This window comes from Paenibacillus sp. FSL R7-0198 (genome assembly GCF_038000415.1).
Classification (GTDB): Bacteria; Bacillota; Bacilli; order Paenibacillales; family Paenibacillaceae; genus Paenibacillus.
On the sequence record NZ_JBBOCB010000001.1, the window covers coordinates 2682381 to 2697582 of the forward strand.

Below are 15202 nucleotides of genomic sequence, written 5' to 3' on the forward strand. Positions count from 1 at the left end.
ATACTTTATTCATAATTTGATAAGGCTTCCTCAACATCCCTCCTCTAGAATGAATCCTATACTGCACTTGGGAGTGATTTGACTTGTCTAAAAAGGTGATTATCCGTGCACAGAATCTGTGCAAAACGTACAACAGCGGAAGTGAGCAACATCATGCCATCCGTAATGTTGATCTCGATATCTATGAAGGGGAATTCACGGTCATCATGGGTAACTCTGGCTCTGGCAAATCAACCCTCTTATATCTGCTAAGCGGACTGGATCAGATTACAGCAGGTGAGGTCTATTTTCGTGATCAGCGGATTGACGCTTATAGTGAACGGGAAATGTCCAGCTTCCGCACCCGCCGAATCGGTTATATCTATCAGAGCATCAATCTGGTCCCAGACCTTTCCATTAAAGAAAACATTGCTTTACCGGGATACATTGCAGGAAACAAAAAGAAGGACATCCAATACCGTGCTGCTGAGCTGATGAGTGCGATGGATATTGATGGACAGCGTAACCGTCTTCCCTCCCAAACTTCCGGAGGACAGCAGCAGCGAGCTGCCATTGCACGGGCTTTGATCAATTCGCCGGATATCATTTTTGCGGATGAACCGACCGGAAGCCTGAATATGGAGCACGGCACAGCTGTTCTTGATATCCTTACGGCTATCCATCGGAAAGGACAGTCTGTTGTCATGGTGACGCATGATATCAAGGCCGCCTGTCGGGCAGATCGCCTGATCTACATTTTGGACGGCAAGATTGGCGGAATCCTTGAGTTTGACACCTATGACGAACATCAAATTCAAGATCGTGAAGCGATCATCTTCGCTTTGGTTACTGGGAAGGAATAACGATGGCGGTCATGTTTAAACTTAGCTTGTCGTATCTGAGTAGGAACAAAATACAAAATGCGTTGATTGCGCTGCTTATTTTGCTGTCAACCCTACTGGTGTCCACATCTGTCATCATTCTGGCCAATACGGGTAACCAGTTCAAGGAAATGCATAGTCGGACCAACGGGTCCCATCAGATCTTGACGTTCGACAAAGGACTGAATGATCCCCAAACTGTGCATGACTGGTGGGCTGCCCAGAACGGTGTTCAAGTCTCACCTTTGCTTACTTACCGCATCTTGTCGGGCATCACTTTTGGCGGCACTGACATCCCTAACCTTTATCTGTACATGATGAGTACCCCGCCTCCTCCGTGGAGTGTAGATGAACTTGTATTTGCAAGTGGTACACAGCATTCGGCTCCTGAACAAGGAAGCGTATGGATCCCAACTTCCATGGCGAATGGCTATAACATCGCTGTCGGTGATACCATTCAATTCAAAACTGGATCTACCACACTTGACCTCGCAGTCTCAGCTATTGTTGTGGATGTTCCTTATGGAGCACCGTTCACCAATACGGCAAGAATTTGGATGAACAGTACGGATTACCAAAATGATCTTAGTACGCTTGCAGGAAAAGATATTCACATGATGGGCATCCATTTTGATGATTACAGTACGAACTCCAGCTACTGGGATCGTTATACAAGCGAGACGGGTGCCCCATTCTTGGAAACCAAAATGGAATTTGAAAGTATCTCATCCTTTTATCTGATCATCAATCAGATCGTAGGGTTCATTATGATATTCTTAGGGGCCGTCATGATGATTATTGCCCTCATTACGATTGGCTTCACCATATCCGATGCCATTCTGGCCAACTACAAAACGATAGGTATCCTTAAATCGCTGGGACTCACTTCCCGGGGCACCATTGGTACCTACGTCATTCAATATACCCTGCTGTCCATCATCGCCGTTCTTCCCGGGCTAGTACTGAGCGTATTCGTCTCCAAATTCATCATCAACATCTCCGTATCGTCCCTGCGAACTGGCCAGGGTGATCTTCCAATTGAGGGCATTGGAGCTGCTATTGTTGTGGGGCTGCTGTTACTCGTCTTGGTTATTGCATTTGTCGTGTTATACGCCAGAAAAGCTCGCACGATTGAGCCTGTTCAGGCCATTCGGTACGGTATGTCGGAGAGCGACAATGTACGCATGGCGCGACGAATGAATTCACCGCTCGCAAACCGGGCCTTGTTTGGACGATTGCCCGTCTCTTTTGTAATCGGCATACGCAATCTGATCAAAAACAGCAAAAGCTCGGTTCTGATGTTATTGCTAACAACGATGGCTGCTTCCGTACTTGTCCTCGGGTATGTTGTACTGACCAGCATTACCGGAATCTATCAGACGGCGGCCAAATGGGGGTATGACAATGCTAACATTGCCGCAGTCGTTGTAAACAAAACTACGTTTCCGAGAGCAGAGCTGCAGAACGTATTGGAAGAAGACCCTCGCATCAAAAATGTGGGCTGGCAAGGAAACATCACCGGAGTTATCCTTCCAGATGATTCAACCGACGTGGTCAGCCAGTCTACCAGTCTTTATCTAAGAGTACTGGATGGAAGCTATCAAGATCTTGGTTTTGAGACGTTGAGAGGAAACAATCCGGAACTCGAAAATGAAATTTCAATCGGGGTTAGTGTTGCCAAGATGTTAAACAAGGATATGGGAGATCTCATTGATCTCTACATTGAAGGAGAGAAGCGCACGTTCATGATTTCGGGCATCTATCAGGCCATCTCCGACTTGTCGGTATCCGGAAGAATCACAGCTCAAGCGGTTCGAAGCGTGAATCCGGATTACGGAGATGTAAATGTCGCGTTTATCAATGTCAACGATCCTTCACAGGCAGGATCCATTGCTAACCAATTGAATGAGCGGTTCAAAGACTCTGCTTCCATCGTCACGCAAAAAACGCTGCTGGATTCTGTTTATGCAGAAGCTGCAAGCATTCTTGTGTACCCCATGGCTCTCATTGGTCTGCTGTTCATTTTGGTTACATTTATCATTATCTTCAGCACCTGCCGGATCAGTATTCGCAAAGAGAGCAAGACGTATGGCATTTATAAGTCGATTGGAATGACATCTAGCAGTATTCGGTCTTCTATTACACTGGGAGTCGTATTGTTATCCCTAATCGGTTCGATGTTTGGCGTTATTGCTGGCGTGTACCTTCTTCCGTTGTTGCTTGAAAAAGTACTCTCGGGATACGGTATTGTTCAAATCCCATTGGTTCTGAATTGGTGGGGAATTATACTTTTCTCTTCTCTGAGTATCCTTGCAGCAGCTTTTGGCTCCTGGAGATCATCCAAGGTGATTCGTCAGGCATCCCCGCGCATTCTTGTTATTGAATAACATGCAGCAGCAGACAGACATTAAAACACATGACAATATATTTCAACAAAACTCTAAATCCGACACAGAAATAGTCCTATATACCTAGCAATGATAGATATGATAGACTTAATGGAATACTATGGTAAAGGAGTTAATTTCTTTGTACAACAAAAATAAAACGAGTAAATTGTTGAAGTGGATAGCTTGGATTAGCATCATTCTATCCATTATTGCCGGCATCCTCGTTGGGCAAAATGAGTTCAGTGGCTTTCAATGGTCTTTGACTCTTCCAGTTATGATGAACGGCATTGTAGCAGGACTATTGTTACTAGGTGTTGCGGAGATCATACGGTTGGTGCAGGATATTAAAAATGAAACGGTAGGTCCAGATTAAGTTTGACCTCGATTTTTGTTAAGGAGTTGTTTATTTTGAAATGGTTATGTATTCGATTTTGTTTGTTGATCAGCATCCTGAGTCTAGGATTGTTGTCAGTAGACAAACCTTCAGCGTCGGCTAAAGCCAAGACCGTGCCACAACTTGAATGGGTCAAGCAGGTCGATTCTGGCCAATGGGGGGATGGATTCACTCCGCATTACTTCAGACTGGATTCGTCCGGCAACCTAAACATTCTGGTGAGAAAGGTTGTGAATGAGGACCTCATATATGTGGAGAACATAAGTGGTGAAACCGGGGACATCCGATGGTCCAAGCCAGAATCTGATTATGGTTCAACAAGTGATGGTTACATGTATACTTTCAAACCTGCTGAAACTGATGACTATGAAAATAGATTAGATGATATTATTACGGTCTCGGATCTGACAACTGGTAAACCGATATGGTCTTCAATAAACCCTTACTTTCGTGAAGGTCAGTCCTCAGATTTCGCCAAAAACGGAACAGTTTATTCTTTCACTTATCACAAAAACAAATATGTAACTCTTTATTATTATGATGAACAGGGACATCGAAGCAAAAAGCTTGTTCTCCCCTATATGCAATATTACACAATAGAAGGCAATTTTATTTTAGGTCAACCGGGCAACAAAAGTCCGTATACTCATGTTTTTAATCTTTCTACAGGTAAGAAGCTAACGGTGCTGACCAATGAAACAACCTTGCCCTACGGGAATAGGGTTACGGACGATGGAACCCTAATAACCCGGAAGTTTATCAATAACCGTGAACTTGAGTTGAGGGCATACTCGCCTACAGGAAATTTGAAATGGAAGTATGATTTTTCTTTTAAAAAGGGGCCTCCCGAGATATTTATCATCCATGATCGTGTGCTGTATCTGGAACAAACCGCAGGCAATATCATGCTTATGAATTCCGATGGAAAATTCATTACAGGGGTCAATGAAAATCCCTTCTACATGCAAGGTGAGCCAAATAGCTCTCTGAAAATGGCCATCGATTTACAGAGTTTTATGTACATCCAATACACGGAACAGGGAATAGAACTCGTGATTAGAGATTCAAATAATCTGAGAGAACTCTATCGGGTGTCGCAGAACGATTGGAAAGATGTAAGGTTTAATCGAGATGAACTGTTCCTCAACAAGCAAAATGAACTATTTTTCATACCTTCCGACGGGCAAACGATAAGAAAGTATCAGTTACTTCCATAATCCAGAGAACATTACATAAGGAGTCTACCAATCATGAGTTTAAAACGAATCAACTATTGGCTTATAGCCAGCCTATGCATCTTCCTTGCGATCCCATCCGAGCCAGCTCTGGCTAAAGATCTGCTGCAATTCCAATGGGGGTATGATATTACCAACGGCGGACAGAGTGCAACAAGCTCATATTCAATGAAGAGTGTTACAGATACCATGGGGAATGAAAGTCTGCTCGTAACTAAAGCAGACAAGAATAATGATTATTATATCGACAGTGTAGATGCCAAAACGGGGAAACTCCTCTGGTCCATTCCAACGAACAACGAGTACAAACTTTCCGATGATGGATATATGTTTATTTTTCACGATAATCAAGTGAGTGCCAAGCATATAGCCACAGGTGAAATCCGTTGGACTGCACCTTTGCCCGGCACGCAAGAAGATTTTTTGAGAAACGGGGCTGAGTTAGCCTATCCAGAAGAAAATGGAAGTTTATATGTGGTTATGCACGCTGACGATTCAAAAAGTAGTACACTCTACTATTACGATACAAAAGGAACTTTAATCCAAAAGTTCAAAGTTCCATATTTAATTGAACAGATTACAGGAAATGTGATCATCGGCAAAAAATTTAGTGATCATCCCGATTTCTACATGAGCAGCCTGACCACAGGAAAAAAAATAAAAACGATTGCTGGCGGAAAAGGGTATAACCAGATTATGAGTATATCTGATGATACATTGTTGCATTATAGTATTCACAAAAAAACTATGACGCTAAAAGCATACAATAGTACGGGGAAAATCAGATGGACAAAAGAACTTCCTTATATTGATTATTCAACAGAAATTGTTGCATTGAAGGATCGTTTTTTGTTTGTGGATGCTAAAAATAAACGAATAAAATTATATTCATCTGCGGGTAAGTTAATCGCTGAGAAGGCATATCTGCCGATACCAACCACCTATAACAGCTATTGGATGCCTCTTCATATGGCAGTTGATGGTACAAGTTTTATGTTTACAGCTAAAAAGAATGGAAATGACGAACTTGTTATTATGGACACAAGCAATCTTAAGGTTTTGTTCACCTACAAGAAAGGCGAATTTGATCTTGAAAAGGAACGTCTATTTCTCAATAACACAACCGGTCTGTACTTCCTGAGTGACGAAGGTCGTACCTTAGTTAGCACTCAGTTAATTAAATAGCACAATCAGAAGCATCAGAAGAGGAATGTCCTCATGTTGATGTTAACGCTAAATCACACTGAAGAAGCCCTCACCAATCCAGTAATGGGTCGTGAGGGCTTCTTCATATTTGGTTGTATCTCTAGCTTTTCGGGGTACAACTCTACATCAAGTCTTTTAATTCCGCCACTTCTTCGCAAGTTCGCCAATCTGATGTGGCGTAGTACGGCAACAGCCGCCAATGATTTTTGCACCCACAGCAACCCATGCCTCCGAAGCATCACTCATACTGCCACATGTACCCTGTCCACTCCACGTCTTCGTTGCTGCATCGTATACTTCTCCCGAGTTCGGATACACAATAACAGGTTTGTCGCTGGCACGGCTGAGAATGCCTACGGCTTCCGTCACGACTTCCATCGGAGCACAGTTCAGGCCAATCGCCGCAATCTGCGGCTCGGAGCCAAATGTCTGTGCACATACCTCAAGGGGTGTGCCCTCGCTGATGCTTGTCCCGTCTTTTAAAGAAAAAGATAACCAGGCATATGCATGAGGAAACTCCTTCAGCAAATCAACCAGCACCTGTGCTTCCTGCAAGGATGGAATCGTCTCAAACGCCAGAATATCTGCACCTGCTTCAAGCAACGCCGCCATACGTGGACGGTGAAATGCAGCAAGTGTCTCATCCGACACGCCGTAATGTCCCACATACTCTGAACCATCCGCCAGATAGGCGCCGTACGGCCCAACGGACCCAGCAATAATTGGACGTGGACGGAGACTGTCTTCTTCGCGATCCCCTGTACGACCTGTTATATGCTCCTCACTCTCCACGGTCTCGGAACGTATCGAAGGAACTTCTACAAGCTGACCTGTCGAGCTTTCTCTCCCTACTAAACCACTCTGCACTTCTGCCCATACGTCATCTCTCGCCTGTGCAGCCAGCTGCACCGTCTTGCGAATCAGGTCCAGTGCTGCCTGTTCATCGATCCCTCTCTTGCGGAAACCATCCACCGTCGCCTGATAACTGGATGTAATCGCACAGTCGGCTCCTGCTCGAAAATAATCTGCATGGACCTGAACGATAACATCCGGATTCTCAAGCAACACACGAGCAGACCATAGTGGATCATCGAGATCACATCCATGCTGTTCAAGTTCCGTTGCCAGCGCTCCATCCAGAATCATGACCGGATGTTCACGCAGGATCTGTTCTATGGGGTTAGTCTGTTGTGCTTGCGTCATGTACTTGTCCTCTTTTCTTATTCACACGTTCTGTCAGATAATAAGCAGCGTAACATACTGCGATAAACGGAACCCCACAATACAGCGCAATTCGCTGTGTCGGGTCAAAGGCAATACCTATGCATGAAGCTAGGCATAATATAAATGAAACAATTGGTACCACCGGATACAGTGGTGTGCGGTAGACCAGATCTTTGACCGCATGTCCTTCCCGGATATATTGTCTGCGGAACATGTATTGGGAGGCACTGATGCTCATCCATACCGCAACGACAGCCAGACCTGAGATGGAGACCAGAGTAATATACACGGTACCTGGTGCAATGATGCTGGACAGCAAAGCTAGTGCACCACCCACCATACTGATCAGAAGTGCATTCAGCGGTACCCCGCTTTTGGTCAATTTGGCAAACCACGGAGAGATCGTTCTTTTGTCAGCCAAAGACCAGAGCATCCGTGAAGATGCATATAGGCCTGAATTGGCAGCAGAGAGAATCGCCGTCAGAATAACAAAGTTCATAATGTCTGCTGCATAGGGTACTCCCACCCGCTCCATTACCGCTACAAACGGACTTTCCAGTACACTGGCATCCGACATGGGCAGCAAGGCCGACAAGATAACAATCGTTCCGATGAAGAAAATAACCAAACGCCACAGCGTTGTATGAATAGCCTTTGGTATCGTCTTTTCCGGATTCTCCGTCTCACCGGCGGCAATGCCGATTAACTCGGTGCCTGAGAAGGCAAAGTTTACAGCAAGCATGGTCATCAATATCGCTGTAGCCCCATGAGGGAACCACCCGGATGCGGTAATATTTGATAGAAATGGAGCCGGTTCAGAATCCGCCATGGGAATGATACCAAACATGGCTGCGCCACCGATAATAATGAAGATTACAATAGTAACTACTTTTACAGATGAGAACCAGAACTCGGATTCCGCAAATAATTTCACCGTTAATGCATTAAACAGAAAGATCATCAGTGCAAAGAGCGCGCTCCATATCCATACGTTCACCGATGGGAACCAGCGCTGCATCAGCAATCCGGCGGCTGTGAATTCGGAGCCAAGCGCAACAGTCCAGGTTAACCAGTATAACCAAGCCACCGTGTAACCTGTTGCCGGTCCGATATATTTGGCTGCATAACTATGAAATGCTCCCGTCTCTGGCATATGAACAGACAGTTCACCAAGACAGAGCATCACCAGATATACAACGATGGCTCCGATCAGATAGGACAGAATGGTTCCCAGTGGTCCCGCCTGCTGAATGGTGTAACCTGAGCTGAGGAATAATCCTGTTCCAATGACTCCTCCGAGAGAGAGCATGACCACATGCCGTGCCTGCATTTTTCGCTGAAAATGCCCTTTGTCGTTGTTGTTCTCCATACCTGCTGCTCCCCTACTTCTTCATCCAGAAAAAACAAAAAAGACCCACTCTTCCTAAAGAGTGCGCCGTTACTGACAAATAAAAACAAACGCTCCTATCTATCAGGCTTTCACCCGCTGGAATTAGCACAGTATCCTTCAGATCTGTTGCTGAGGTTTCTAAGGGCCAGTCCCTCCACCTCTCTGGATAAGAAAATGATTTTTTATAAATATAGCGATTGATCATGAATGTGTCAACATTTAAATAATAAATGGCACACCTCGCTATTCCGTAGAAGACCCCGGATTGATGATGGAGGTCTTTACCTCATACGTAATGGGTATAGTAGCAAAGATTTCATCCCAGTTCCCTTTAACCTTCTTCCACGTTTTTGGATATTTAATACGAATGCTATCGCGGAAACCAGCAACATCGACTTTGTAGGTATGTTGGAGCTTGTATAGTAACTGTTTGATCTGTTGCTCGACCAGTTCAGCAAAATCGTTTTCCATTTCTTTCAGATATGCACCCTTTTCCTCTTCTTCCGGTGCCCGCCAATCCTCCATTAGCCATCCTTCAGACTCTGCCTTCACATGGAACGAGATATCATCGCCATTAACCTTCGGAATGATTTTGATTTTCTTCTTCTTGATTTCATAGAGTACCGTGAAACCCTCCTTACTATATGTTTTTATGACACCACCTTGTTCTTTAGGCATAAGCCAGGACAGAGCTTCCAAATCAGTTTGGCTGAGTTCCCCCAGAAATTTGGTTGTATTTGCAGCAAATATGCTGCCCCCGGAGAACTTGTCCTCTCCATTGGCATTCAGCACATTTTGAAGCAGAAAACTGGACCCGGACTGCATCTGTGCATCCAGTTTTGCCAGCGAAACGGGTTCCAGAATCTTGTTGGAAATGTATGCATTGTTCGTAATGCCTGTAAGGTAAAATGCAGGAATACGGGAAGGATCATCTGAGGTAAGCACATCAACCGCCCGCTGGTGACTAATCAGTACAAGACAGTTCGGTCGAATATCGTTATCCCGGAGTACAAAATCGAGCAATTGAATCAGTCCATACTTTTTGGCAATATCCTTGGAGATCACAATAACCTTCAGATGATGTCCAATGAGTGGACGATCTCGCCGCAAAGCAAACTGACGAAAAATTTGCAGCATGGAATCTCCCGTAAGCTGCTCATTGGAATAAGACTCTTTGCCAGAAGAGGGTGAACCAGATTGCTGACTTTTTTGACTGCTAGAATTCCCAGGGGCAATCTGAACGGTTGCTGTGACATTGTTTTGTTTGGGATAATGCCCACCCTGCGCTGAAATCTTCTTCTCGAAATCGGTCTCTTTTCCAACGTCAATCCCGAGACCTACATACAAGCTTAGATCTTCTATCTCGCGGCTGCTCCAGCAACCTGATATTATACACAGGATGAACACAGCACAAGTTACTCTTAAGCACAGGCGGAATGAAATCATGCGTGTTTGCCTCCTTTTTTGCGAATTATGCTGATAAGCAACAATACCAGAGGTAATATAGCGAACAAAACTACAGATACGTTACCTAGCATATCGCCCAGTGCAAAAGTTTCAAACACTGTTTTAGGCATCATTGCCGTCAGATAAATGAATGGAAGCAGGGCATACATAATCCAGCGTATCTTCTTTGCCCGAAACAAGTCCCGGATTCCTACGGAAGCACAGTAATGGGTAATGGCAAATGTCGAGAAAATCTGCATAATCCAGATCACCAGCAATAACGATTCGAAACGTTCAAATATCAGTCCCTGTATCTCAAAACTTCGTACCAGATCCAATGTTGGCCATGTTCTGGTCTTAATTCCATCCAAGGACAAACTGCCTACGACCATTACAACAGTGATCAGATATACCATTGTAGAGATAGTTAACCCCCATGTCATTGCCTTGTTGCTTTTCTTCGGATCTTGCATATATGCAGTGATGACCAGCATAACTTCGTAACCGGTATACGACAGTAGCGATGGTTTCAGCCCTTTGAGTACAGGCATGATGCCCTCACCCAATACGGGTCTGAGGTTACTAATTTCGAAGAGCTGATTACTGAGCAATATCTCCATGACAAATATAATCAAGGTGATCGGCAGGATGATCTCAAACACGCGAATAATGACACCAAGCCCACCGGAGATCATATAGATGCCTATCCACATAAATACCATTACAATAGCCCATGTAGGCGTGCGCTCAAGCAGATACATCCCCGTGACATCGGCCATGACTCTAATTTCGAATGCTGAAATGATCATAAAATACAAAATTGTCACACAACCCAGTATGTAAGCAATCCAGCGCCCGGTGATCTCCCGGGTAAACTGGAACACGGTTTTCTCAGGAAATCTGCGGCACAGGGTAACCAAAATCAGACCAATACCTGTGACAATGAGCCCTGACAGCAGGATGGAAATCCAGACGTCCGGCGTTCCAACGGCTCTGCTAGTTGTTCGAGGTAACGTCAAAATACCCGCTCCAAGCATGTAGTTAACGATAATAACAACGGCCTGTGTGGTGTTAATTTTCACTCGCGAGTCATTCACTTTGTTGTACCTCCAGACCTTCTGTGGATTGTCTACTTCTTGCGATCTGCATCTACCGGATTCGTCATCTCGGGACGTCTTCTCATCATGTTGAGTGGAGCACGAATGACAAAATCTTTCCAATCACTCAAGTGATATGGAACAGCTGGTGCGACATAAGGCACTCCAAAGCTGGAGAGTCGTGCAAGATGTGTACAAACCAGCAAGAAGAACATAACGACACCAAACAGACCTAGTATTGCAGCACTAAACATGGCAGCAAACCGGAGAATCCGTAGCGTTAATCCCGCACTATAGACAGGAATCGTGAAAGAGGATATGGCTGTAACAGCTACAACGATAACAAGAAACTGACTGATGATTCCCGCCTGTACGGCAGCTTGACCAATAATCAAACCGCCAACGATACCCATCGCAGGTCCAATCGGCTTGGGTAAACGTATTCCCGCCTCTCTCAGGATCTCAATGGAGAGCTCCATGATCAGCACTTCTATAATAGAAGGAAACGGTACTCCAGTCCGGGTTTCTATAATCGTCAGTACCAGCTTGGTCGGAATCAACCCCGGATGAAACGATATAAAAGAGACATAGAGCGCTGGAGCAAGAAGGGCCAGCATGGCGGACATAAACCTCAGGACCCGGAGAAATGTACCGGGAATCCAGCGTTCATAGTAATCCTCAGGAGATTGGAGCAACATGCTGAAGGTCACGGGTACCACGAGGACAAATGGCGTTCCATCCAATAAAATAGCCACTCGACCTTCAAGCAAAGCACCGATTACCCGGTCAGGTCTTTCCGTATTCAGAACCTGCTGAAAGGGACTCAGTGTATTATCTTCAATGAGCTGTTCCACATAACCAGATTCCAGCATCGAATCCATATCCATCTCTTCAATTCGCTTGCATACTTCAGCCACGAGATTAGGATCGGCAATATCCTGAATATAGGCTATCGCCAAATCTTTTTTGATCCGTGAACCCACTTCATACTTCTTAATAAACAGGCTCTGATCACTTCCATAACGACGCAAAATGCCTGTATTATCGCTTAATTGCTCTGTAAAACCAATACGTGGCCCACGAAGCAATCCCTCAGACAGGGGTTCATTCATACCTCTTGTTTTGATCTTATGGGCTCCAATTAATAAAGCACCCGGCAGTCCATCGACCAAAAGCGCATTTTTCCCAAAAAGTACACCTACTGCAAGCTCTTGAAGGGACTTCGTCTCCTCAACCAGACTGACAGGAAGTAATTGATCTTGCAGATATGCCGACAATAAGTGGGCGTTGTCCGGATGGAGGAATCCTTCCTGTTTAAGCATGGGAACCCCTTCTAACATCAACGGTGTAATCAAGTGATCATCAATCAAATCTTGATCTACCAAGCCTTCGGTATAGATGACCGCAGCCCGTGTATTCGTTCCCCTAATGGTAAATTCCCGAATATGCACATCTGCATTTTGTCCAAAGCTTTCTTTTACGCTAATCAGATTGGTATTGTACTTCTCGGTTAATTTAATATTGGCATAATGGCCCGTTTCGGTTCCTTGACCCTGTCCTTTGGCTGCTGGCGAGATATCCTCCGAGGATACAGCAGGTTGCTTCGAACGCGAGAAGCTTCCACGCTTTATGGCGGCATTGATCCAGCGCATGGTCATGGTAATCCCAATCGGAATAATCAAGACCAAGAATGCCTGAATCCATATGGACGAATCTGGCACGTAGGATAGAATTGTTGACCACATGTTCCCACCCCACCATTTCTCTGCATGTGAAGCTGCAGGTATTCCCAAGTATTGTGTCCCCGTTTGATCACAAAAATTCCCGTTTTTTTGTGTACTGAACGACAAAAAAAAACGGTTCCTGTGCACGGAACCGTTATTACTATATATTTTTATACGATTCTGGTCACATGCTCCGCTTTGGCATCCAGCAAGTGAGCCGAAGCAGCAATTGCTGTAAAATCATTCAAAGCGATCTCAATCTGCTTCTGGCTCCGCTCAACGTATTCCTCTACTTTTTTGGTGCCGCCTGTGATATTACCAATTTCCTTGGTTATTCCAGTCACGCTATCACGAATCTCATTGATCGAACTCTCCACCATTGCGGATAGTTTCTTGACTTCCTTAGCCACGATATCGAATCCTCGTCCGTATTCCCCTGCATGCGCAGCTTCAATGGCGGCATTTAATGCAAGCAATTGTGTCTGTGATGAAATCTCGCGTATGGTTCGTACCACGCCCTGAATCGATCCCGCTTGTTCCTGCAGATGAGTCAGTGTTGCACGGTTAGTAGCCGACACCTCTGAGATATAGGAGATGGTGGACATTAATTCCTGGCTCCGTTCAATACCTACATCTGCCTGCCCATTCAGTTCATGAGACATCGTTTTCAGCTCATTCACTACGACCGAAATGTTGTTCTGACGGTTGGTAATGTTGGTGGCGATTTTGGAGACACCCAGTATCTTCTGATTCGTCTCATCGTACACCGGCATATATGTCGCCTCAAGCCATACGGAATTCCCCTTTGCATCCTTGCGTTCAACCTTGTCCTGGAAGCTGACACCATTAAATATGCTATTCCAAAAAGCATCATATTCCGGAGTATTTGCAAATTGACCGAAGCACAGTTGCTGATGCTTCATGCCGTACATCTCATCTACCGTGTATCCCATCGTCTGGGCAAAGACTTCATTCACGTAGGTTACCCGGCGATCCAGATCGAATCGAATGATAGCAAGACTTTTCTCCATCGCCTTGATGACCATTGCATCGGTGACAACATCTTTCTTTTCCATATCTAATATAGACACTTGATAACCCCCACAGTTCATTCCATAATAGACAGCCTTTAACTAGCAGAAAACGATCATAACAACATATGTATCCATCAGGTTCTAGATGACTCTACTATTGATACCCGATTTGCAGAACTTTGGATCACCTGTTGTCATTTATTTTTTAAAAGAAAATCTGCTCCACCTCATCCGCTGACAATGGCTTGCTGTAGTAGTATCCCTGCACTTTATCGCAACCCTGTCCAATCAAAATATATAGTTGTTTCTTCGTTTCAATGCTTCTTCAATATCCTGGATAAAAGGCATCCGTCAACATACTTTCGGAGCATGTTCATCGTCCAGAAAAGAGACGCTATAGCTTATCTTATCCGTAAAATATCTCTGTATCTACTTGTTCGTATCGTAACATAAGGCAAAGAGGTATACACTTCTGTATTTGTAACGTATTTGTAACATAATTTCTGTTTTTTATTAAACATTTAGCCCCTATATACAAGAAAAACAGGACGATTTGTCGTCCATCGTCCTGTTTCTTATCCAGTCTCATCTTTATTATTTTTTTCGTGGTGTCCAGCGCTTCGCTTCACTGTGATTCGGATACTGAATGCCCGCAGGATAGGAGATCAGCTCGATCAGCATCCCCCAAGGTGCCCTTCCGTACACAAACTGATTGCCTTCCCCGCCTTCAATATGACCGGTCAACGCCCCAGGCTCTGTTAGCAACACCCCGCCCGCTTCTTTGAAGTGTCGTGCAGCTTCTTGCATATCGTCCACATACAACGCCATATGCTGCAATCCGTAATCCGATGCCCTAACTGGCTCTGATTGCGCTGTATTCGCGTACTGAAATAACTCTATACTTGCACTCTCCCCGAGCGATAACATCCGAATATGAATAACCTTTGCTCCTGAACGCAGTCCTAATTTACGCTCTGCCTCAGGTCCTTCCTGTGGGGGATCATCCGGCGTTATATGATCATAGGCAAGTTGAGCTCCAAACGCCTGTTGTAGAAATAGTGTCGCCTGATCCATATCCGGTACAGTTATTCCAATATGGTCGATTCCTCTCGTAATCATATTATCCCTTCTTTCCTTTATCCATTGAACTTGCTTGTATACAGCGACATCCGTACCTATATGATTTACACGAAAAGAGGTCC

12 protein-coding genes and 1 riboswitch are annotated in these 15202 nt (G+C 44.8%); of the genes, 5 read left to right on the forward strand and 7 right to left on the reverse strand.

Features of this window, described 5'->3' with window-relative positions; all coding sequences use genetic code 11:
* The first annotated feature begins 83 nt into the window (after positions 1–83).
* The 5 genes from MKY87_RS11675 (at position 84) to MKY87_RS11695 (ending at position 6064) form a co-directional block, all read left to right on the forward strand.
* Positions 84–842: an ABC transporter ATP-binding protein gene (locus MKY87_RS11675; protein WP_340964539.1), complete on the forward strand. Its 759-nt coding sequence runs from the start codon at positions 84–86 to the stop codon at positions 840–842.
* Positions 843–853: 11 nt separating this feature from the next.
* On the forward strand, positions 854–3247 hold the full coding sequence (locus MKY87_RS11680; RefSeq protein ID WP_340964542.1) for an ABC transporter permease: 2394 nt from the start codon (positions 854–856) through the stop codon (positions 3245–3247).
* A 142-nt stretch (positions 3248–3389) separates the two neighbouring features.
* Positions 3390–3623: a hypothetical protein gene (locus MKY87_RS11685; protein WP_339788727.1), complete on the forward strand. Its 234-nt coding sequence runs from the start codon at positions 3390–3392 to the stop codon at positions 3621–3623.
* A gap of 272 nt (positions 3624–3895) precedes the next feature.
* Positions 3896–4861, forward strand: a complete 966-nt coding sequence (locus tag MKY87_RS11690; protein WP_339788725.1) for a hypothetical protein — start codon at positions 3896–3898, stop codon at positions 4859–4861.
* A 33-nt stretch (positions 4862–4894) separates the two neighbouring features.
* Positions 4895–6064 carry a PQQ-binding-like beta-propeller repeat protein gene (locus MKY87_RS11695; protein ID WP_339788722.1) on the forward strand — a complete coding sequence of 390 codons (1170 nt, stop codon included), beginning with the start codon at positions 4895–4897 and terminating at the stop codon, positions 6062–6064.
* Positions 6065–6220: 156 nt separating this feature from the next.
* On the opposite strand, the gene mmuM is transcribed toward MKY87_RS11695, so the two are convergent.
* From mmuM to MKY87_RS11730, 7 genes are all read right to left on the reverse strand, one after another.
* Positions 6221–7288 (reverse strand): homocysteine S-methyltransferase, encoded by a 1068-nt coding sequence (mmuM, locus tag MKY87_RS11700; protein WP_340964545.1) that lies wholly within the window; start codon positions 7286–7288, stop codon positions 6221–6223.
* Positions 7266–8678, reverse strand: coding sequence for an S-methylmethionine permease (mmuP, locus tag MKY87_RS11705; protein WP_339788718.1), 1413 nt, complete (start codon positions 8676–8678; stop codon positions 7266–7268). Before mmuP ends, mmuM begins: the two co-directional genes overlap by 23 nt.
* A 92-nt stretch (positions 8679–8770) precedes the next feature.
* A riboswitch (SAM riboswitch) is annotated at positions 8771–8872 on the reverse strand.
* A 70-nt stretch (positions 8873–8942) separates the two neighbouring features.
* Positions 8943–10145 (reverse strand): Ger(x)C family spore germination protein, encoded by a 1203-nt coding sequence (locus tag MKY87_RS11710; protein ID WP_339788716.1) that lies wholly within the window; start codon positions 10143–10145, stop codon positions 8943–8945.
* Positions 10142–11242, reverse strand: coding sequence for a GerAB/ArcD/ProY family transporter (locus tag MKY87_RS11715; RefSeq protein ID WP_338588618.1), 1101 nt, complete (start codon positions 11240–11242; stop codon positions 10142–10144). The genes MKY87_RS11710 and MKY87_RS11715 overlap by 4 nt, the downstream gene beginning before the upstream one ends.
* A 32-nt stretch (positions 11243–11274) precedes the next feature.
* Positions 11275–12987, reverse strand: a complete 1713-nt coding sequence (locus MKY87_RS11720) for a spore germination protein (protein ID WP_338588619.1) — start codon at positions 12985–12987, stop codon at positions 11275–11277.
* 149 nt (positions 12988–13136) lie between these two features.
* Positions 13137–14042 (reverse strand): methyl-accepting chemotaxis protein, encoded by a 906-nt coding sequence (locus MKY87_RS11725; protein ID WP_339788714.1) that lies wholly within the window; start codon positions 14040–14042, stop codon positions 13137–13139.
* Positions 14043–14594: 552 nt separating this feature from the next.
* Entirely contained in the window at positions 14595–15119 is a 525-nt protein-coding gene (locus MKY87_RS11730; protein ID WP_340964549.1) for a VOC family protein, read from the reverse strand.
* Positions 15120–15202: the final 83 nt, after the last annotated feature.

Coding starts and splice junctions, on each gene's coding strand:
- MKY87_RS11680 (WP_340964542.1), top strand. CDS start 854: ATGTTTAAACTTAGCTTGTCGTATCTGAGTAGGAACAAAATACAAAAT.
- MKY87_RS11695 (WP_339788722.1), top strand. CDS start 4,895: ATGAGTTTAAAACGAATCAACTATTGGCTTATAGCCAGCCTATGCATC.
- mmuM (WP_340964545.1), bottom strand. CDS start 7,288: ATGACGCAAGCACAACAGACTAACCCCATAGAACAGATCCTGCGTGAA.
- mmuP (WP_339788718.1), bottom strand. CDS start 8,678: ATGGAGAACAACAACGACAAAGGGCATTTTCAGCGAAAAATGCAGGCA.
- MKY87_RS11710 (WP_339788716.1), bottom strand. CDS start 10,145: ATGATTTCATTCCGCCTGTGCTTAAGAGTAACTTGTGCTGTGTTCATC.
- MKY87_RS11720 (WP_338588619.1), bottom strand. CDS start 12,987: ATGTGGTCAACAATTCTATCCTACGTGCCAGATTCGTCCATATGGATT.
- MKY87_RS11725 (WP_339788714.1), bottom strand. CDS start 14,042: ATGGAAAAGAAAGATGTTGTCACCGATGCAATGGTCATCAAGGCGATG.
- MKY87_RS11730 (WP_340964549.1), bottom strand. CDS start 15,119: ATGATTACGAGAGGAATCGACCATATTGGAATAACTGTACCGGATATG.